20 protein-coding genes and 1 pseudogene are annotated in these 19,358 nt (G+C 38.9%); 12 read left to right on the forward strand and 9 right to left on the reverse strand.

Features of this window, described 5'->3' with window-relative positions:
* Positions 1-145: 145 nt before the first annotated feature.
* Complete coding sequence (gene petC, locus AC504W_RS04550) at positions 146-685, forward strand: cytochrome b6-f complex iron-sulfur subunit (RefSeq protein WP_015111832.1); 540 nt, start codon at positions 146-148, stop codon at positions 683-685.
* Positions 686-791: 106 nt separating this feature from the next.
* Positions 792-1,793, forward strand: coding sequence for a cytochrome f (gene petA, locus AC504W_RS04555; RefSeq protein WP_494876475.1), 1,002 nt, complete (start codon positions 792-794; stop codon positions 1,791-1,793).
* 127 nt (positions 1,794-1,920) lie between these two features.
* On the opposite strand, the gene grxC is transcribed toward petA, so the two are convergent.
* The 4 genes and pseudogenes from grxC to AC504W_RS04575 all read right to left on the reverse strand — a co-directional run.
* A complete protein-coding gene (gene grxC / locus AC504W_RS04560) occupies positions 1,921-2,232 on the reverse strand; it encodes a glutaredoxin 3 (protein WP_494876477.1) in 312 nt (103 codons plus the stop codon).
* Between the two features lie 47 nt (positions 2,233-2,279).
* Positions 2,280-2,822, reverse strand: coding sequence for a hypothetical protein (locus AC504W_RS04565; protein ID WP_494876478.1), 543 nt, complete (start codon positions 2,820-2,822; stop codon positions 2,280-2,282).
* A gap of 30 nt (positions 2,823-2,852) precedes the next feature.
* Positions 2,853-3,245 carry a DUF981 family protein gene (locus AC504W_RS04570; RefSeq protein ID WP_494876479.1) on the reverse strand — a complete coding sequence of 131 codons (393 nt, stop codon included), beginning with the start codon at positions 3,243-3,245 and terminating at the stop codon, positions 2,853-2,855.
* Positions 3,246-3,288: 43 nt separating this feature from the next.
* Positions 3,289-3,402 (reverse strand): annotated as a pseudogene (locus AC504W_RS04575) (hypothetical protein); the annotation flags it as partial.
* A gap of 423 nt (positions 3,403-3,825) precedes the next feature.
* On the opposite strand from AC504W_RS04575, the gene glpX reads away from it, so the two are divergent.
* Together glpX and AC504W_RS04585 are read left to right on the forward strand one after the other, a co-directional pair.
* Complete coding sequence (gene glpX / locus AC504W_RS04580; protein WP_494876480.1) at positions 3,826-4,863, forward strand: class II fructose-bisphosphatase; 1,038 nt, start codon at positions 3,826-3,828, stop codon at positions 4,861-4,863.
* Positions 4,864-5,010: 147 nt separating this feature from the next.
* The gene (locus AC504W_RS04585; protein ID WP_494876481.1) at positions 5,011-6,297 is read left to right on the forward strand and encodes a glutamyl-tRNA reductase; all 1,287 of its coding nucleotides are present in this window, start codon (positions 5,011-5,013) and stop codon (positions 6,295-6,297) included.
* A gap of 181 nt (positions 6,298-6,478) precedes the next feature.
* Here the strand turns inward: AC504W_RS04585 and AC504W_RS04590 are convergent, their stop codons facing one another.
* The gene (locus tag AC504W_RS04590; RefSeq protein WP_494876482.1) at positions 6,479-7,126 is read right to left on the reverse strand and encodes a Uma2 family endonuclease; all 648 of its coding nucleotides are present in this window, start codon (positions 7,124-7,126) and stop codon (positions 6,479-6,481) included.
* Positions 7,127-7,792: 666 nt separating this feature from the next.
* Here AC504W_RS04590 and AC504W_RS04595 point away from each other — a divergent pair.
* Entirely contained in the window at positions 7,793-8,383 is a 591-nt protein-coding gene (locus AC504W_RS04595) for a DUF2087 domain-containing protein (RefSeq protein WP_494876483.1), read from the forward strand.
* Positions 8,384-8,470: 87 nt separating this feature from the next.
* Here AC504W_RS04595 and AC504W_RS04600 read toward each other — a convergent pair whose 3' ends face one another.
* Both AC504W_RS04600 and AC504W_RS04605 read right to left on the reverse strand, forming a co-directional pair.
* On the reverse strand, positions 8,471-9,253 hold the full coding sequence (locus tag AC504W_RS04600; protein WP_494876484.1) for an ABC transporter ATP-binding protein: 783 nt from the start codon (positions 9,251-9,253) through the stop codon (positions 8,471-8,473).
* The gene (locus AC504W_RS04605) at positions 9,243-10,376 is read right to left on the reverse strand and encodes a branched-chain amino acid ABC transporter permease (RefSeq protein ID WP_494876485.1); all 1,134 of its coding nucleotides are present in this window, start codon (positions 10,374-10,376) and stop codon (positions 9,243-9,245) included. Before AC504W_RS04605 ends, AC504W_RS04600 begins: the two co-directional genes overlap by 11 nt.
* Positions 10,377-10,543: 167 nt before the next feature.
* On the opposite strand from AC504W_RS04605, the gene AC504W_RS04610 reads away from it, so the two are divergent.
* The 3 genes from AC504W_RS04610 to AC504W_RS04620 all read left to right on the forward strand — a co-directional run bounded on the left by AC504W_RS04610 (position 10,544) and on the right by AC504W_RS04620 (position 12,894).
* Positions 10,544-10,741: a hypothetical protein gene (locus AC504W_RS04610; protein ID WP_015111825.1), complete on the forward strand. Its 198-nt coding sequence runs from the start codon at positions 10,544-10,546 to the stop codon at positions 10,739-10,741.
* 203 nt (positions 10,742-10,944) lie between these two features.
* The gene (locus AC504W_RS04615; RefSeq protein WP_096583506.1) at positions 10,945-11,202 is read left to right on the forward strand and encodes a cytotoxic translational repressor of toxin-antitoxin stability system; all 258 of its coding nucleotides are present in this window, start codon (positions 10,945-10,947) and stop codon (positions 11,200-11,202) included.
* Positions 11,203-11,307: 105 nt separating this feature from the next.
* Positions 11,308-12,894, forward strand: a complete 1,587-nt coding sequence (locus AC504W_RS04620) for a glucose-6-phosphate isomerase (RefSeq protein ID WP_494876486.1) — start codon at positions 11,308-11,310, stop codon at positions 12,892-12,894.
* Positions 12,895-13,055: 161 nt separating this feature from the next.
* On the opposite strand, the gene AC504W_RS04625 is transcribed toward AC504W_RS04620, so the two are convergent.
* Positions 13,056-13,712 carry a Nif11-like leader peptide family natural product precursor gene (locus AC504W_RS04625; protein WP_494876487.1) on the reverse strand — a complete coding sequence of 219 codons (657 nt, stop codon included), beginning with the start codon at positions 13,710-13,712 and terminating at the stop codon, positions 13,056-13,058.
* Between the two features lie 657 nt (positions 13,713-14,369).
* Between AC504W_RS04625 and AC504W_RS04630 the strand changes: the two genes are divergently transcribed.
* The 4 genes from AC504W_RS04630 (at position 14,370) to AC504W_RS04645 (ending at position 18,209) form a co-directional block, all read left to right on the forward strand.
* Positions 14,370-14,864, forward strand: a complete 495-nt coding sequence (locus AC504W_RS04630) for a hypothetical protein (RefSeq protein ID WP_494876488.1) — start codon at positions 14,370-14,372, stop codon at positions 14,862-14,864.
* A gap of 33 nt (positions 14,865-14,897) precedes the next feature.
* Entirely contained in the window at positions 14,898-15,149 is a 252-nt protein-coding gene (locus AC504W_RS04635; protein ID WP_494876489.1) for a translation initiation factor, read from the forward strand.
* A 474-nt stretch (positions 15,150-15,623) separates the two neighbouring features.
* Entirely contained in the window at positions 15,624-17,078 is a 1,455-nt protein-coding gene (locus tag AC504W_RS04640; protein ID WP_494876490.1) for a DNA methyltransferase, read from the forward strand.
* Between the two features lie 24 nt (positions 17,079-17,102).
* On the forward strand, positions 17,103-18,209 hold the full coding sequence (locus AC504W_RS04645) for a hypothetical protein (protein WP_494876492.1): 1,107 nt from the start codon (positions 17,103-17,105) through the stop codon (positions 18,207-18,209).
* 129 nt (positions 18,210-18,338) lie between these two features.
* Here the strand turns inward: AC504W_RS04645 and mdh are convergent, their stop codons facing one another.
* Positions 18,339-19,301, reverse strand: coding sequence for a malate dehydrogenase (mdh, locus tag AC504W_RS04650; protein WP_494876494.1), 963 nt, complete (start codon positions 19,299-19,301; stop codon positions 18,339-18,341).
* Positions 19,302-19,358 lie beyond the last annotated feature (57 nt).

The following is a 19,358-nucleotide window of genomic DNA, read 5'->3' on the forward strand; positions in this document are numbered from 1 at the left end:
CTAACAGAAAAGATGCTAAAAGTATCTTGCAACAAAGAAGTTTAGCATCGTTGGTTAGCATTTCGACCCAGACAAGAGTTGCTCAAGCATTAGTACTCTTGTCAGAATGCTTAAACAAAATATACAAAGAGCGAGCGCGTAGGATATGGCTCAATTTTCGGAATCAATGGACGTGCCTGATATGGGTCGTCGTCAATTCATGAACCTGCTCACTTTTGGGACTGTCACTGGAGTAGCTCTGGGTGCATTGTATCCCGTTGTTAACTACTTTATTCCTCCGGCCGCTGGTGGTGCTGGTGGTGGTACAACAGCCAAAGACAGCCTCGGCAACGATGTGAGCGTTAGTCAATTTCTCGACAGCCATAACGTAGGCGATCGCACCCTCGTTCAAGGATTGAAGGGCGACCCCACCTACATTGTGGTCGAAAGCAAAGAAGCTATTACCGATTACGGCATTAACGCTGTTTGCACCCACTTGGGTTGTGTTGTTCCTTGGAACGCTGCGGAAAACAAATTTAAATGTCCTTGCCACGGTTCGCAATACGACGCAACTGGTAAAGTAGTCCGAGGCCCCGCACCACGTTCTTTGGCTTTAAGCCACGCCAAAGCCGAAAACGACAAGATTGTTTTGACCCCCTGGACTGAAACCGACTTCCGCACCGGCGAAGAACCTTGGTGGGCATAATTTTTAGTCAATAGTCCAAAGTCCATAGTCCATAGCAACTATTGACCATTGACCATTGACCCTTGACCAATGACTACTTCATCCAAGAATCGTTGTCCTTATAGAGATGAGAAATTCCTTTACAACAGCGAGGTTAACTCGCAGTGCTAGAGCAATTACTAGAACATTGCTCATAGCGATCGCTACAGTAACATTCTTCTTTACTAGCGATATTGCTCTGCCACAAAGTGCTGCTGCCTATCCCTTCTGGGCGCAGCAAACCTATCCTGAAACTCCCCGTGAACCAACAGGTAGAATCGTTTGTGCTAACTGTCACCTAGCAGCCAAGCCAACAGAAGTAGAAGTACCTCAATCAGTGCTGCCTGACACAGTATTTAAAGCTGTGGTGAAAATTCCCTACGATACTAGCGTGCAGCAAGTTGGTGCAGATGGTTCTAAAGTTGGCTTAAACGTCGGTGCAGTTTTAATGCTACCCGAAGGCTTCAAGCTGGCGCCTGAAGACCGCATTCCTGAAGAACTGAAAGAAGAAGTCGGCGACACCTACTTCCAAACCTACAAAGAAGGTTCAGACAACGTTGTCATTGTTGGCCCCTTACCTGGCGAACAATATCAAGAAATTGTCTTTCCAGTTCTTTCTCCTAACCCAGCAACTGACAAAAACATCCACTTCGGTAAATATTCAGTTCACGTAGGCGGAAACAGAGGTCGCGGACAAGTTTATCCTACTGGTGAAAAGAGCAACAACACTGTTTACAACGCTTCTGCTGCTGGCACCATTAGCAAGATAGCTAAAGAAGAAGATGGTGACGGTAACGTTAAATATTTAGTGAACATCAAAACCGAAGCTGGTAATGTGGTCACTGATACAATTCCTCTTGGCCCAGAACTGATTGTTTCTGAAGGACAAGCAGTAAAATCTGGTGATGCTTTGACAAGTAACCCCAACGTTGGTGGCTTCGGTCAAAAAGATACAGAAATTGTGTTACAAGATTCCAGCAGAGTTGGTTGGTTAATCGCCTTTGTCTCTCTGGTAATGTTGGCTCAAGTAATGCTAGTTCTCAAAAAGAAACAGGTTGAAAAAGTTCAAGCTGCTGAAATGAATTTCTAAAATTCTCTGATAAATCCTTTTTTATAAAGACAGGCAATATGCCTGTCTTTATTAGTTCTCAACTTTTTATTTTGAGTAATTGAAGAGTGCTAATTTGTTTGCGTCCAAGAACAAGAAAAATATCTATTTATATCGCTTGAGTTAACAGAGAATCGAGTTGACCTTTGGTGTCTAGCTGATAAATGTCATCACAGCCACCAATGTGTTGATTATTAATAAAAATCTGCGGTACTGTTCGACGACCATTAGCTCTTTCTGCCATTTTGGCTCTAGCGGTTTCATCACCGTCGATTTTGTATTCAGTGAAGTTTACGCCTTTCCACCACAGCAACATTTTGGCACGAATGCAGTATGGGCAGGTTTGCCAGGTATAAATTTCGACGTTAGCTTTAACCTTGTCTGGATGACGACCAAGTAGGGGATTGAGGAAGTCCAACATAAGTTTGTATTTTATTGATGTTTGTGAGTTATTTATAGGCTAGTTTATTATGTTTTACTCCGCCTACCTATCAATTGTTGATAATTAGAAGATAAACGGTATATAAAGCGTGGTATGCCTTCTGGAGATTTAGCGACTTCTTCTTTTTCTACAAAGCCGAGTAAACAAAGTTGTTCTAATCGATAATAAGTCTCTGAGCGACTTCTATTAGTCCACTTTTGCTCGAATGCCTCTTGCTGAAGTCCTCTATTATTATTTGTGGTTTTTGCTTCTATGAAGCTCAGAATATCTTTTTGAGTAGTTGAAAGCAACTTATCTCTTCGCTCAAATAAACTCATTCTAAATTCATTTGGAATAGCTTTTCCTGCCTGGAGAGGTAAGTAATATAACAAGGTTGCTAATAAAACAAAAATAATACCCAGTACCAGGGAAGCTAGTCGATACTCTGCATAGGGAGCAACTCCTTTAATTACTGGTAAGTTAAGGTTAGTGGTTAATGCCAAAATGATTAGCAACGCACCCAGTAGAAAAAAAAGAAAGCTAAGAGTGTGTCGTTCTATAAAAATCTGGAATGATTCTAAGATTTTCATAACAATCCTTTAAACTATTGTTTGTGTAATTTAGCGCATAGGTACGGGAATCCACTGTTGGAAGCTTTCAAAATGACTCCAGTAGGCTAGATATCCGATAAACGCCCAAATCAAAGCAGCCACAATCAACACGACTGTCCCAGTTAATCGCAAAGTACGGTTAGTTTTCCAATACAGAGCAGGTGCGGCAAAAATACCGCCCAAGCCAGTCAGGATAAAACCTATTCCTGTTAGTACAGGTGTTTTGTTGATGTTTAAATTTATAATGCGGATACTGACAACAACTGCTACCAATCCAGCAAAAAAAGCGTAAATCGCTACTGTCCACAAATCCAAATTTAAAGCTAAGGCGATCGCTGCCGCAATGAACAAAGTTCCGAAAAGGACAGTTGTTTCTCCAAACGCAATAATTGAAGCTACCACGCACAGTCCATGTGAAAATCATGTGTAGCCCAGTTGTTAAGGCAATGGCCCCTGTAATTCCAAACCCAGGAATCCATTGTTTCTGACTTGTGCTAGATAAGCCTCGATTCACGTAATCAGCTAGGAGAACTAATCCAGCAACCATATTGATCAACATAAGAGTGATGTAGTCAATAAACACGTTCAACCTCTGATTTATTTTTCGATGTAGCCAATTTTTTTTCGTAAACTTATACGCAGTTTCTTGACCTAATTTAGTCAATTACACATACAAAAAATACACATTTATTTTGCTGAATTTGCTACATTACACTTAAATATAGGTATTACTCATATACTCTCTAAGCCTTGTCCAGCTAAAGCTATGGAGATTTTAACTACTCAGTTAATCTTAATTAGTTAATAGTACAAAAGAACTGTAGTTTCAGCTTACTGGTATTTATTTACATAAATTAGCAGCAAAAATTAACAATTGTGTGAGTGAATACTATTTTCCATAGGTATCGTCACTTTGGTAGACTTGAAAACTGAAATGGCCAGATGAAATAACGCAATAGAGAGCAGTTGAGAGGGTGAGTCTGTGGAAAATACGCTTGGGTTAGAAATTATTGAGGTAGTAGAACAAGCCGCGATCGCATCCGCGAAGTGGATGGGTAAAGGCGAAAAGAACACGGCTGACCAAGTAGCAGTAGAAGCAATGCGGGAGCGCATGAATAAAATCTATATGCGTGGTCGCATCGTGATTGGGGAAGGGGAACGTGATGACGCTCCTATGCTATATATCGGTGAAGAAGTTGGTATCTGCACTAGTCCAAATGCAAAAGACTTTTGTAACCCTGATGAATTAGTAGAAATTGACATTGCCGTAGACCCGTGCGAAGGTACAAACTTAGTAGCATACGGACAGCCTGGTTCAATGGCTGTGTTGGCAATTTCTGAAAAAGGTGGCTTGTTTGCTGCACCTGACTTCTATATGAAGAAACTAGCAGCACCCCCAGCCGCTAAAGGCAAAGTAGACATTAACAAGTCAGCCACCGAAAACCTCAAGATTCTCTCAGAGTGTCTAGATCGCTCGATTGATGAACTCGTAGTAGTTGTAATGAAGCGCGAACGCCACAACGATTTGATTAAAGAAATCCGCGACGCGGGAGCCAGAGTCCAACTAATTTCTGATGGTGACGTAGGTGCGGCCATATCTTGTGGTTTTGCGGGAACTAATATCCATGCACTGATGGGTATTGGTGCTGCACCTGAAGGTGTGATTTCTGCGGCGGCTATGCGGGCAATGGGGGGACATTTCCAAGGCCAATTGATCTACGATCCAGCAGTAGTGAAAACAGGGCTAATTGGGGAAAGCAAAGAAGCTAACATTGAGCGTTTGCAGTCTATGAACATTACTGATCCCGATAAGGTCTATGATGCTCATGAGCTTGCTTCTGGTCAAAATGTACTGTTTGCTGCTTGCGGAATTACTTCTGGTAATTTGATGCAAGGTGTCCGCTTCTTCCACGGTGGTGCAAGAACTCAAAGCTTGGTTATTTCTAGCCAGTCTAAGACAGCTAGATTTGTCGATACAATCCACATGGTAGAACAGCCTAAGACTCTGCAATTGCACTAGAAATTCGGGAGTAGGGAAGAAGAGGCAGGGGAGACAAGGCGCAGGGAGAAAAGGAGAAGAATTTTCCCTCTATCCCCTGCCCTCTGCCCCCTTTCCTCTTGACCACTCCCCAATTGTTAATAACCCATTATTAATTGTTGATAAGAAATGAATATTGCAGTGGTGGGGTTAAGCCATAAAACAGCCCCAGTCGAAATTCGGGAAAAGCTGAGTATTCCAGAACCACAAACGGAAAGTGCGATCGCTCATTTAACTAGTTACCCCCATATTGACGAAGTAGCTATACTCAGCACTTGCAACCGTCTGGAAATTTACATTGTTGCTACCGAAACTGACCAAGGTGTCCGCGAAGTTACTCAGTTTCTTTCAGAACACAGCAAATTCCCTGTATCTTCTTTAAGACAACACCTGTTTGTGTTACTGCACGAAGACGCTGTAATGCACATTATGCGGGTAGCAGCAGGATTAGATAGCTTAGTCCTCGGAGAAGGTCAGATTCTGGCTCAGGTGAAGAATACTCACAAACTGGGGCAGCAATACAGTGGTATAAAAACAATTTTGAATCGATTATTTAAACAAGCAATTACAGCGGGTAAGCGAGTACGTACCGAAACAAGTATTGGCACTGGTGCTGTTTCTATTAGTTCGGCGGCTGTGGAGTTGGCACAAATCAAAGCTGCTAATTTATCTGCTTGTCGAGTGGCAATTCTCGGTGCTGGCAAAATGTCGCGGTTGTTGGTGCAACATTTAATTTCTAAAGGTGCGGGACAAATTAGTATTGTAAATCGCTCCCGCGATCGCGCCCAGGAATTAGCCAAGCAGTTCTCTGACCAACCAATCCGCATTCATTTGCTGGCGGAAATGATGACCGTAATTGCCGAAAGCGATTTAGTATTTACTAGTACATCTGCAACAGAGCCAATACTTGACCGCGCCAAGTTAGAAATAGTTTTAGAACCTGGCCGTCCTTTGATGTTATTTGATATCTCTGTGCCGCGTAACGTACACTCAGATGTCAATGAACTAGCACATGTCCAGGCGTTTAATGTTGATGATTTAAAAGCAGTAGTTGCACAGAACTACGAAAGCCGACGCAAAATGGCTCAAGAAGCCGAAAAACTTTTAGAAGAAGAAATTGAAGCTTTTGATATTTGGTGGCGCAGTTTAGAAACTGTCACTACTATCAGCTGTCTGCGAAATAAAATCGAAACCATCCGCGAACAAGAGTTGGAAAAAGCTTTGTCGCGTTTGGGTTCGGAATTTGGAGACAAACATCAGGAAGTGATCGAAGCTTTAACAAGAGGAATCGTTAACAAAATTTTACACGATCCGATGGTGCAATTACGAGCGCAACAGGATGTCGAGGCGAGACGACGTTGTATGCAAACGCTACAAATGTTGTTTAACCTTGATGTGGAAGAGCAGTTTGGTTAAAAAAGAGTGTAGGGGTGAAAGGGTATAGAGGGGTAAAGGTGAAAGGAGTCATGATTCTTTCGTCAGTTTTGTAGTCATTGCTCATTCAACTTAAATTAGTTAAGTTAACTAGGTTAATCTTTTCTCTGACACCTTCACACCCCTACACCCAGCCTCAATAGATAACTTTTGTGCTTAAATTTTATTTTGATGCGATCGCTACTTCAAATTCTTCTAATGCTTGAAGATTACCTACTTGCCAAGCACGTTCCACAAAAGTAGGAATGATTTGCTTGATTGGTATGTCTTTAAATAGAGGGCTGGTATCCGAAATTAAATAAATTCCATCATTTAATACATAAATAGTCAGTGTGCCGCTATCATAAACCCAGAGTTCCGGCACGCCAATGGCTGCATAAGCATCAAGTTTGGTTTTAGAAGTGACATCAGATTGAATTGCCAAATCGGGTGGTGGGTCGTTTGGTTCTAAGCGACGACGACCAATCATACGTTGGTAATTTTGGATGTAAAAACAAGCGTCGGGTTCTACTCCGGCTGTTCCTGGCTTTTTGAACGTGGTAGAACCAAAAGGTTCATACCTTCTGCCTTGAAATCTGAGTAAAGCTTTGACAAAATCTGAAATTAGTTCTTTTGGCTTTTCATGTTCAGGTAAAGGAACCATAATTTCTAAAGTACCCTGGCTATAAGCTACTCTCGCACGCCGCTTGTGTCCCAATTCCTCTAAAATCGCCTCGAATTCCGACCAACTGACATCTGGTATAGTAACTGCACTACCAGGAGCCAATTGCATCTGGCTAACAGGTTTTGCTACGGGAATAACAGCAGTCATAATTTCAAGAAGGGAAATATTGTATATTACTTTATCAAATAAATTCTCTTTGCTGGTTTTTGGTCAAGCGAACCGAGCATGATTTTTTTAAATTTTTAATTAAAAATAAACACAGATAATTGTTTGTGTTTAATTAAAATATAATTTATTGTCAGAAATATTGTGTACCTACACAACTTTGTATTTGCTATCTCGGATTTGTTTTTCTTACGCTAGACTAGTAATCTATGTCAATTAATTATTAATATTGTTGTGGCGATCGCTACTCAGGCAATATTTTTAATTTTTAATCATTACTATTTCAATTACTTATAAAAGAGGTCTTATCCTCGCTTGATAGTCTAATTTTTGTAATTGTGGAAACTTGCCATCTTTGAAGTGCTACGTATAAAGTAGATTGGTCTACATCTAAAAATTTAGCCGCTTGTACAACAGAAGTACCTTGTTTAATTATTTTGTTTATTCTTTTTCTAGCTAACGAATGTTTCAACATAGCGAAATGTAAAGAACAACTTAAGAAATTTCATTTTTTTCCTAAACAAATCGCAAAATTGACATTAATTAAAAAAATAACTGATGGGAAATTAGCGCTGCATTTTAGGAGGACAGCACGAATAATTCGATTTCTTTCTAATTAGATCGGGGTCGAATTAATGATAAAAAATTATGAGAAAAGAACAGTTTAAGACCCTACTACAATTTTTTAAAGTGTTAGCAGACGAAAGTAGATTGAAGATTGTAGGTATTTTGGCAAACCAAGAGTGTAGTGTGGAAGAATTAGCAGCACTCATGCAACTTAAAGAACCGACAGTATCTCACCATTTGGCGAAACTTAAAGAAGTAAATTTGGTGACTATGCGCCCTGATGGTAACAGCCGTTTGTATCAGCTAGATAGTGAAGCCTTAGAAAAAATTAGCCAGGAAATTTTTACTCCAGGAAAGATAGCTTCTTTAATTGGGCAGATAGATACTGAAGCTTGGGAAAGCAAAGTTTTGAATAATTATCTAGAAAGCAATCCCACCAGCTTAGATGGAGTTCAACGCCTCAAAGAAATTCCCGTTAGTCGCAAAAAGCGCTTAGTAATTCTCAAATGGTTGTCGACTAAGTTTGAGCTAGGAGTTGAATATTCTGAACCGATGGTGAACGAAATTCTCGGTCGTTATCACCCTGACTACCTTACCTTGCAAAGAGAGTTGATTAGTTATAAATTCATTCAGCGAAAGGATGAAATTTATTATCGGAAGATACAAGATTGAGAATGCCCAATAAAAAATTAAGAATTCAGGAGTCAGCAACTAGAATGTTATTCTCAGTTCTGACTCCTGAGTGGATTAGATCAAAAATTATTTTCCTAAATAAGCTTCTAATACTTGGGAATTAGTTTGAATATCCTTGGGAGAACCATCAGCTAAATTCTGACCTTCAGCCAGTACCCAAACGCGATCGCACAAGGACATAATCACATCCATATTGTGTTCAATAATTAAAAACGTCAGACCTTCTTGGCGGTTCCAAGCAACAATGCGATCGCATATATCATCAATTAATCTTGGGTTTACCCCCGCAGCTGGTTCATCCAACAAAATTAACTTAGGGTTAGTCATCAACGCCCTACCCATTTCTAGCAGCTTGCGTTGTCCGCCAGACAAACACCCAGCATAATCTTGCGCCTTATGCGCCAACCCCACAGACTCTAACAAAAACATTGCCCTCTCTTGCAATTGCTTTTCTTCTTTAGCAACTATATGGGGTTGGAGTTGCACTTGCCAAAAACTTTCGCCTGTTTGCTTCTGCGCCGCCAATAACATATTTTCTAACACCGACAACCGCGAGAGAGTCCGCGCTACCTGAAAAGTGCGGACTAGTCCCTGCTGGGCGATTTGATATGGTTGCAAATGCTGGATTTGTTCGCCATCAAAAATCACTCGTCCCTTATCTGGACGAATAAAGTTAGAAAGTAAGTTAAATAAAGTAGTTTTACCCGCACCATTGGGGCCAATCAACCCAGTGATGCTACCTTTGAGAACTTCAATTTTTGCCTCATTGACTGCTTTGATCCCGCCAAAGCTTTTGCAAAGTCCAGAGGCGGCTAACAAAGGAAGTGGCGATGATTGGTTATTTACCAAGGGTGAGTTCCTCCTTTTTCCCTAAGATACCTTGAGGTCGCCAAATCATTAGCACCATTAAAATTAAACCAATTACCATAATCCGAAATGCACCCAGACGCGCCTCATCTAAGGGAATAATTCTGGGTAGAACTTCTCTTGTAATGGCATCGTAGGCAAAGTAAATTACTGCACCTAAGATTGTGCCGATATTATTACCAGAACCGCCTAAAATCACCATAATCCAAGCGTCGAATGTTAGCTGGGGTTGGAAATTATCTGGATAAATCGCACTTAATTGCCAAGCAAAGAAAGCACCCGCCACACCTGCGATCGCACCTCCCAACATCAGTGATTGAATTTTGTACCAAAAAACATTTTTACCCAAAGCTTTGGGGATTTCTTCATCTTCGCGGATAGCTTTTAAGACTCGACCCCAAGGCGATCGCACCAAAATTTCTAACCGCCAGAAGACAAACGCTAACACCAACAACGACAACAACATAAAACCAGCTTTGGGGTTGTAATTATACAATCCAATCACACCAGAAATATAAATTGCTGCTGTCAACAAACCCAAAACAATACCTACTCCTAAACGCGATGCCAGTTCTTGCTTGCTGCTGGTTTTTTTAGAAGTATCAGCCACTACAAATCTTTGGGCTGTGCGAATCCATCGCCACAAAACAAAAAAAGTCACAGCCGCCAACAGCGTCAGCAACCCAATCATTACCAAGCGAACTGCAAAATTTGGTTCTGTTGAAAAAGGGATAGTATAACTTTGCACCCCAAACGCCCCAGATATCCATGTATCACCTACAGGTAATTCTTGGTTATTCACCACCAAACGAATTAACTCACCTGTACCAATAGTGACAATAGCCAGATAATCTTCGCGCAGACGCAGAGTAGCAAAACCAATCACCAAGCCCAACAAAGCTGCAACTACTGCCCCAATAACTGCTGATATCAGCAAAGGAACGCCTTTTAAACTTAACAATACTGTTGTATAAGCTCCCAAGGTCATAAAAGCAATATGACCAAAGTTAATTAACCCCGTAAAGCCCCACTGTAAATTCAGTCCCAGACCAAACAAGGCAAAAATTGCCGTAGAAATTGCCAAAAAAATTAAATAGTCAATCATTTTTTAGTCAATGGTCATTTGTTATTGGTCATTAATCATTAGTTATTCTCCCCTGCTCCCTCTGCACCCTGCCTCTTCTTCGTTCCCAAGATAGTACATCTTACCGTTCACCATTGCCAATTTTTGGGAACAATAGCCTTGACTTTTGGAACATAGTTTATTGATATATGAACTTGCTGCGTATAAGAATCCATCATTTAATTGAGCAGTTAGGGGATGAAGAACTCCAAAGCGTTTGGGAGGATGTTCATGCTTTACATTGTGACTTTTATATGCTTAAAGCTATACAGAAAGTTAAGCAATCTCAGCAGCCTTGGGATATCTTGACTCAGGAAGAAGCGATACAAATTTTAATGTTTTACTGATGTAGTGGTGAACAAGGGGCTAGAGGCTAGGGACTAGTGGTCTGCCAAGGTAACTTTGCGTGGTGGCAGGCTGCGGGGCAGGGAGCGGGGAGCAAGGGGGAGAAAATTTCCCTTCCCCCCCTGCTAGGTCTACAAGGCAATGTTCTTTCGCTGAACTACTACTCCAGCCCCTAACCCCTAACCCCTAATAGAGGTGATGCCTAGTGAGTGTGGAAATGCGCTATGCCAGGTCTTTTTTAATGGATCTGAAGAGTTTAGAACCTGCTGCTTATCAGCGGGTATATGATTTTGTGTTTTTTGAATTTGGGGAAAAGTGGCAGCTGCATTGTCTTCCCGAACTGCGACAGCTAGACAGCGAGGGCATTTTTCATCGTTTTACCCTAGATGATTATTTAATTGGAATTGAAATTAGAGGGGAAATTGTCAAGTTTCTGCGGGTCGTACCTATGCCAGATGTTTAAGATGGCAAATTAGCCCAACACTTAAAACTGTATAAGGCTAGGCAGGGATGCACCTGACCTTACATTAAACTTGTCATGGAAAAACAACTTACTTGAGATTTCCCTATGGATGCAATAGCACTTTGGCAAAGATACCAAGATTGGTTATATTTCCACGAGGGATTAGGACTGTACGTAGATGTAAGCCGGATGCGTTTTGATGATGCTTTCGTGGAATCATTGCGTCCGAAGTTTGATAAAGCATTTGGGGATATGGCGGAATTAGAGAAAGGTGCGATCGCCAATCCCGACGAAAACCGCATGGTTGGGCATTACTGGCTGCGAAATCCTGATTTAGCACCCACTCCAGAACTAACACAAGAAATTGTCCAAACACTGGAACAAATTGAAGCCTTTGCCGAAAAAGTCCAAACAGGTGCAATACATCCTCCGCGAGCTAATCGCTTCACTGATATCATCTCCATTGGTATTGGTGGTTCTGCCCTTGGCCCCGAATTTGTGGCTGAAGCCCTTGCTTCCGATTTTCCGCCGCTAAAAATCCACTTTATTGACAATACCGATCCCGCAGGTATTGACCGCATCCTCAACCAACTACGCAACAATCTCGCCAGCACTTTAGTTTTGGTAATCTCCAAATCTGGAGGTACACCAGAACCCCGCAACGGCATGATTGAAGTCAAAAAAGCCTACGCTGGTCATAATCTCGATTTTGCTCAATATGCTGTAGCAATTACCAGCCCTGGTAGTAATTTAGATAAAGTTGCCCAGTCTGAAGGTTGGTTAGCCACATTCCCCATGTATGACTGGGTAGGAGGTCGCACTTCGGAAATGTCGACTGTGGGTTTAGTACCAGCAGCATTACAAGGCATAGATATACGTGCCATGCTAGATGGTGCAAAAGAAATGGATGATGCAACCCGCATCCCCGATATCAAAAAGAACCCAGCGGCTTTGTTGGCTTTGTCGTGGTACTATGCTGGCGATGGTAAAGGCAAAAAAGATATGGTTGTTCTCCCTTACAAGGACAGCTTGGCACTGTTCAGCCGCTATTTGCAGCAGCTGGTGATGGAGTCCTTGGGTAAGGAACAAGATTTAGACGGTAATGTTGTTCATCAAGGTATTGCCGTTTATGGTAACAAAGGCTCAACAGACCAACACGCTTACGTCCAACAGTTGCGTGATGGTGTACCCAACTTTTTTGCGACTTTGATCGAAGTTTTGGAAGATCGTCATAGTCAATCCCCAGAAATCGATCCGGGAGTTACATCTGGCGATTATCTCTCTGGTTTCTTGCAAGGAACTCGGAAAGCTCTTTATGAAAATCAGCGCGATTCAATTACTATAACTATTCCTCAAGTTAATGCCCGAACAGTTGGGGCTTTAATTGCTTTGTATGACCGTGCTGTTGGTTTCTATGGCAACTTGGTTAATATTAACGCCTACCACCAACCAGGAGTAGAAGCAGGTAAAAAAGCCGCAGCCGCTATTCTTGATCTGCAAACTAAAGTAGTTACTGTTTTGCAAGCTGAAAAAACACCCCTTTCTTTGGGAGAAATTGCTGAGAAAGCTGGTGCGCCTGAAGAAGTGGAAGCAATTTACAAGATTCTGCGTCACTTAAACGTCAACCAGCGCGGTGTAGTGTTACAAGGAAATCTTGGTGAACCTGGCAGTTTGAAAGTTTCTCTTAGCTGATTTGTTCGAGAATTTTTCGATCAGCTGAGACGACAATAAAGCATCCTGATCTGAAGTAAAAACTTTCATTCTCAGGATGCTTTACTTTTAATGAGATAAGTAATGGCATTTTTAAATTACTAATTACGTTAGCGCAGCTTTAAGAGCATTACGAATTAAAATTACACCATGCTCATCAATCTTTGATTAAAGTAGCTCTTGGGTAAAAAGCACTGGTCAAGCAAAAATGGATTGCGCGTATTTTGGCTAAGAAGATGTTCTGACTTATTTACATGACAAAATGGTGGCACAATTCCCCAATACTCTGCTAACCAAATCCAGTAGCCTATTTCGACTCTACCGTAATTTGATACTGTGAGGATTTCTCCCACACTATTATTTATGGAAACTAATTCTGGCGAACATTTAATTTCAATTAATAGCCAAGATAATTCTTCTATTGAAAATTGATAACCATTATATTGAGCTATTTTAATGAACTGTTGGGGATTTTTTGCCGCAAGTAATTTGTTTTTCAAAGATGGAATTTTTTGTGCCATATCAAACAGATCCCAAATCTGTTTTCTAGTGACGACAAACCAAGCAAGCGCTTCTGGAGTTAAGTTATAACCATTTTCTTCTGCTAATTTAATAAATGGTTCAATACTGTCAGTTTCTCCTAATTGAGCTTTGAGGGAAAAATTCTGCTCTACTAGTAATAAAAAATCAATAATTTTTTGCCACATATAATGGTCAAAGTGTTGGTTACAATTGACTTTTTCTTTCCAATAGAAATACTTATCATCTCTCAAGAAAAAATTCCAGATTTGATAATACATAGTTTATTTTTTTAGGTTTAATAATTGGTAGGGATAGTTACCAGTGTAGTAAGTATAATCGGAGTTAATCGACAGTATTAAATAAACTAATATTGTAAATGAAATTACACAGTAGTTAAGTATAAAATTTTGGTAAATTTTAGAACATTGGAACTTGGTATCTACTTAAATTAAGAGAATTTAGAATTATGCGATCGCTCTTTATCCCTGTTCATTGTCAAGCACGGTAATTTTTTAGCCAATTTTTGAAAATTTTATACACAAAATTGGGGAGTTATTTTATCTGTTACTTATATCTAAATACACAAACAAACTACAGTGTATGAACTGGTCTACATCAGCAGATACACAAAATAGTTTTGATCCAGTTAACAGAATATTTCTAGAGAATGAATATAGTTTCTCTCAAAAGCAGGAGTAAATACTGCAATTATTACTGCATGATGTGAATCATGAAATTTAAAAATATTTGGAATCGCCAAAGAATTAAGTAGCCAGAACAAAGAACTCACACTATTAAATTGTAAATTGGGTGAGAAATTTAACTTGGTTATTCGTCATTGCTTTGCACAGCATTTATTGAGAATCCTGGCTCTTGAATTCTCAAGCCTATTTAATAACACAACATTTAGACAATGCAGGGTGATGAAAAAATCAATGAACAGTATATATCAAAAACCTAAAAAAGCTCCTTTATCTGCGGCTGTATTTCTTTCAGCTTTATTATCAGTTCCTTTTTTAAGTAGCTGTGGTGATGGCTCCCGCACAGCATCACCCCCACCGCCTGTAGATGATAGCGTTGGTAGAAATGTAAATTATCCCACTGCTACCAACCCACCTCAAGCTAAAAGAGGATTATCTACTGGACAAAAAGTAGCGGTTTTAGCCGGTGCTGCTGCTCTTTATTACCTTTATCAACAGCGAAAAAATGCCCAAGGAGCAGGGCCAAATGGCAAATATTACCTATCTAAAAATGGGCGTGTTTATTATCGCGATAATCAAGGTCGCGCTCACTGGGTAACACCGCCACAGGAAGGAATTCGTGTTCCAGAGTCAGAAGCGCAACAGTATCGAGATTTTCAAGGCTATAACGGGCGTTCTACAGGTCGTGATTTAACAAATATTGCTCCCCAAGAAGCGCCAGCTTACTAAATTTATTTAACACAACAATTCAGGAGAAGCATCATGGTAGACGGCTTTTTTCAAAAAGCGAAAGAGTTTTTGGCAGGTTCAAATAATGATGAGTTTGAGCAAGATAGCGATCGCGAAGTGCGTCCCGCCAGCGAAGATCCCTATGGCGACCCCGCAAATCAAGGCTATGGCGATTTAACTCCAGCTAGTCAAGATCCCTACGGCGACCCTGCTGATGAGTACAGTAATGTAAGTCCCGCTAGTGACGACCCTTATGGCGATCCTGCTGATGAATATGGACGTTAAGAAATAATTAATGTCGTGACGATAGATTAAACTGGTGTTGATTAAAGGCGGTGGTATTAATGACCACTGCCTATTTTTTTGTATCGAACCACAACTACAAAGTTGCAGAAAACAAAAAGGTATTTTCAGAGATTGGATTAGGAAATCAATGCGAGCGCATTTATTTTTTTATAATATGAAATAAATCCTCATATAAATCAGGGTAATACCATGATTTAATAAACTCCAAAATCTAAACATGGAGACAAAATGTTCGTAGAACGAAGTTCATTACCTGAAAAAGTAGCTGATTGAACAAAATTATAACTACGGGCAAAATTTTCAAAGTAGCTTTAGAGACAATAATTAGGCTGCAAAACGTAGTAGTGGCTGATAAAAACTGAATTTTTAAAGTTTGTTGTTATGACTAGAGTTATTTAGACGGAATACCAGACATGATATTCTATAGTTTCATTCTTCAAAATAGAGTCTCAGATGGCCTCAAAAACAATAAAACATATTATTAATCCTGATACTTATAAAGGTATATATTCTTTCCATAAATACTGGGGTAAAAAGCCAACTGAGACTATTGCATTTTTTATACAAAACTATACAAATGAGTCTGATATAGTTCTTGACCCATTTTTAGGTTCAGGTCTTATCAGTAGAGAATGTTTGAACCAAAACAGAAGATTTATTGGAATTGATATCAATCCTTTTTCAATTACTCATACTAATTTTTTATTAGACCTCCCAGATGCTTCAGTGTTTCAATCAGCCATAAAAAAAATTGAAGCAAATGTCAAGCAAAAAATAAATAATACATATATTACTAGTAATGGGAAAATAGCATCTCATTATTTATGGAAAGGTAATGACCTTTTAAAGATATGGGTTAAGCCAGAAGTAGGTAGAATAAGAATTGAAATAGAACCGACGATATTTGATTTAGAAAAAATCGACTTTTATTCGCGATATTTAGTAAGGAATATTAGAGATATGATTTTTTTTACTAACTCAAGAATTAACTCAAATAATCAAATGTCAATTTATGATTTATTTACTTCTAGAGCTTTATATAATATTGATTTGATATTAGATGAGATTAAAAAATTTCCAAATGAAATTAAAAGGGCTTTATTATTAAATCTTACATCTTCATCTGGGCAAATGTCGTCTATGGTATTTGCAATTACTAATCGAGGAAAGACAAAAAATCAAATTTCTAACAAGATAGAGGTTGGTAGCTGGGTAATAGGTTATTGGAGACCAGAATTACATTTTGAGATTAATGTATGGAATTGTTTTGAGAGTAAAGCTAAAAAACTACATAAAGCACTACTGAATATTAATCATTACAATTATCCAAAAATTGAATCAATAAATGAGCTTTTTAAGAGTAGACAAGGAGCATTAATTATTAATGATGATTGCTTAAATGTAATGAAGCAATTACCAGAGAAAACAATAAAGCTAATCTGCGCTGATCCACCACATAGTGATCGTATTCCATATCTAGAATTAAGTGAAATGTGGAACTCTATACTAAATACAAAAGTTTTATTTGAAGAAGAAATAGTTGTTTCTAATGCAAAAAATAGAAATAAAAGGAAAAGCGAATATATTCAAAAAATGAAGTTATTTATTGCTGAATCTAGTCGTATTCTTACCGATGATGGCATTTTTCTTATATATTTTAATGCCAGAGATAAACAAAGCTGGAGATTTTTAGAAATTCTAGAAATTATTTCTGATCTTAAATTGATTGGAGCTTTTCCTATGGAATATTCTGCAAATTCGGTAGTCCAGGATAATAGGAAAGGCGGATTGAAAACAGATTATGTTCTTGTCCTTGTAAAACCAGGATTTAAAAGCAGTGATCGGCATAAACTTGAGAAAGTACCGGGCTGGTCAAATTCAATACCTGAAATAGCTTCAATATCTTAATGTAAAGGATATTCAATACTTTCTATGAAAGATTTTGCTTATTGGAAAAAATTACATGATAGTGGGAATTTAACAGAGTTTAATACAGATTATAATGGCCAATTATGGCTAAAAGTAAAATCAATTATACGAAGAGAACTAATTCAAGAATTTTCAAAAAAGTATTCATTAAAATTAAATGCTACTAGTTTAAGTAGACAATTTGAAGAATTATTTATTATTTTGCAAATTAATCCATCACAATCTCATCAGCAATTAGATTTATATATTAAAGAAAAAAACGTACAACTATTACAAAATTTAGACCAGAAAAGCTTAGTTTCTGAGTTATATAAATTGAAAACGTTTGAATGGGGAGGTGACTATCAAAATTCTTTAGATAAATACTTAGTCACTCACTATGTAAAAGCAATTAAGTCTTATGACTTGTTAATGTCTAAGTTCGAGAACGAGATAAACCGTGCTGTTCAAGGATATGTATTAAATAGTTGGTATAATCATTGGTCTAGTATTTTAATTGAATATATATTTAAATCTCATAAATCTGTTTTGCCTACTGTTGGCCAAATCAAGAGTGTAGATTTTTTTATAAAAAATTTACCTTTTGATTTAAAGGTTACATATTTCCCCGCAGAGTATTTAAAAATGAAGCGAAGGGAAAGAAATCTTCCTATAGAACTAACTTTTTTGAAGCAAAAAGCAAAAGAGCTTTTAATTGACTTTGATAAGGCATCAAAACCTTCTAATATATATTATGAAATAACTGAAAAGTTAAGGGATAGAAATGATGAAACGTCTTTAGCTGTTCTGGCACAGTTGAAATCTGAAAATATAGCAATTGTTGATGAAGCTCAACAAAATCCTAAAGCTCTAGCAAAATGGCTATATGAGAATCAAGGAGAAATGCGTTTTGGTGCAGAAAACCGTTTATTTATTGTATTAATTGATACAAATGATTTATCTAATTCCTGGAAACTTAAAAGAAACCTAGACCTTTTATCCCCCGCTATAAACACATTTCTGGATACTTTTAACTCAAAGGAAATGTCAGATTTGACTGTTAGCTTTAACTACTCTGGTAAAGTGCAAACATTTACTACATTAACAGATATCATTTTTGTGGTGAAGTAAATTATTGAAAATAAATAAGAATGTTAGGCATTAGTAAAAAATAACATTTGTAACTATTTTACTAGTGATTATTTAAAGATATACAGTTTTGCCTATATTTAGGAGTCACAAGAATTTAACTAGCTATTATTAATAGCTGGTTAAATTCTCTTGCGATCGCTCGATATTTTTTCGCACAGATTTAGCCGAATTATGCAAAGCTTCACGTTCGCTATCACTTAAATTTAATTCCAAAATACTTTCTATTCCACCACAACCTAAGCGACAAGGCACACCAATTACTACATCATTTAAACCGTATTCACCTTGCAAATAAGCCGCAATTGGTAACAGCCGCGATTGATTTAATAATATTGATTCCACCATTAAACTTGTTGCTGATGCCGGGGCAAAAAATGCACCACCTGTCTGCATCAATTCCACAATTTCTGCGCCGCCGTTGCGAGTTCTTTCTACTAAACGATCAATCGTAGCTGCGTCTAATAATTCTGTGATGGGAATGCCGTTAACTGTGGCATAACGTGATAATGGAACCATTAAATCACCGTGGCTACCTAATACCATCGCTTTAACATCCGCAGGTAAAACACCCAATTCTAAAGCGATGAAAGTTTCAAAACGGGCTGAGTCTAAAACGCCAGCCATACCCATGATGCGATTACGAGGTAAGCCTGTAGCTTGCCAAGCTAAATAAGTCATCACATCTAAAGGGTTGGTGACGACAATAAAAATAGCATTGGGAGAATGTGCGATCGCATTTTTCGCTGCTTCGACTACAATCTTGGCGTTGGTTCTTAGCAAATCATCCCGACTCATCCCCGGCTTCCGCGGAAGTCCAGCTGTTATCACGACAATTTCCGAACCAGCCGTATCAGCATAATTATTGGTACCGATAATCTGACGATTATGTATTTCAATTCCCCTAGCCTCCATTAAATCCAGTGCCAACCCTTGAGGCATACCCTCAACAATATCGAGTAACACCACATCGGCTAAATTTTTCTCAGCAATACGTTGGGCGAGAGTGCTACCAACTCTACCAGCACCAATAATAGTGACAAGAGGTAAATGGCAAGGTATGGAGGAAGACATAGAATTAATTCGTAATTTAATGGAATTTGAGCAGCTTCCGCGTTTAACTCCGCGGAC

It is taken from the genome of Nostoc sp. C96, assembly GCF_059384975.1.

What these genes read in the sequence shown, in the direction of transcription:
- AC504W_RS04620 (WP_494876486.1), top strand. Translation starts at nt 11,308, where the DNA reads ATGGATGCAATAGCACTTTGGCAAAGATACCAAGATTGGTTATATTTC.
- petC (WP_015111832.1), top strand. Translation starts at nt 146, where the DNA reads ATGGCTCAATTTTCGGAATCAATGGACGTGCCTGATATGGGTCGTCGT.
- mdh (WP_494876494.1), bottom strand. Translation starts at nt 19,301, where the DNA reads ATGTCTTCCTCCATACCTTGCCATTTACCTCTTGTCACTATTATTGGT.
- AC504W_RS04645 (WP_494876492.1), top strand. Translation starts at nt 17,103, where the DNA reads ATGAAAGATTTTGCTTATTGGAAAAAATTACATGATAGTGGGAATTTA.
- AC504W_RS04635 (WP_494876489.1), top strand. Translation starts at nt 14,898, where the DNA reads ATGGTAGACGGCTTTTTTCAAAAAGCGAAAGAGTTTTTGGCAGGTTCA.
- petA (WP_494876475.1), top strand. Translation starts at nt 792, where the DNA reads ATGAGAAATTCCTTTACAACAGCGAGGTTAACTCGCAGTGCTAGAGCA.
- AC504W_RS04595 (WP_494876483.1), top strand. Translation starts at nt 7,793, where the DNA reads ATGAGAAAAGAACAGTTTAAGACCCTACTACAATTTTTTAAAGTGTTA.
- AC504W_RS04640 (WP_494876490.1), top strand. Translation starts at nt 15,624, where the DNA reads ATGGCCTCAAAAACAATAAAACATATTATTAATCCTGATACTTATAAA.
- AC504W_RS04610 (WP_015111825.1), top strand. Translation starts at nt 10,544, where the DNA reads ATGAACTTGCTGCGTATAAGAATCCATCATTTAATTGAGCAGTTAGGG.
- AC504W_RS04605 (WP_494876485.1), bottom strand. Translation starts at nt 10,376, where the DNA reads ATGATTGACTATTTAATTTTTTTGGCAATTTCTACGGCAATTTTTGCC.
- AC504W_RS04625 (WP_494876487.1), bottom strand. Translation starts at nt 13,712, where the DNA reads ATGTATTATCAAATCTGGAATTTTTTCTTGAGAGATGATAAGTATTTC.
- AC504W_RS04590 (WP_494876482.1), bottom strand. Translation starts at nt 7,126, where the DNA reads ATGACTGCTGTTATTCCCGTAGCAAAACCTGTTAGCCAGATGCAATTG.
- AC504W_RS04630 (WP_494876488.1), top strand. Translation starts at nt 14,370, where the DNA reads ATGAACAGTATATATCAAAAACCTAAAAAAGCTCCTTTATCTGCGGCT.
- AC504W_RS04585 (WP_494876481.1), top strand. Translation starts at nt 5,011, where the DNA reads ATGAATATTGCAGTGGTGGGGTTAAGCCATAAAACAGCCCCAGTCGAA.
- grxC (WP_494876477.1), bottom strand. Translation starts at nt 2,232, where the DNA reads ATGTTGGACTTCCTCAATCCCCTACTTGGTCGTCATCCAGACAAGGTT.
- AC504W_RS04565 (WP_494876478.1), bottom strand. Translation starts at nt 2,822, where the DNA reads ATGAAAATCTTAGAATCATTCCAGATTTTTATAGAACGACACACTCTT.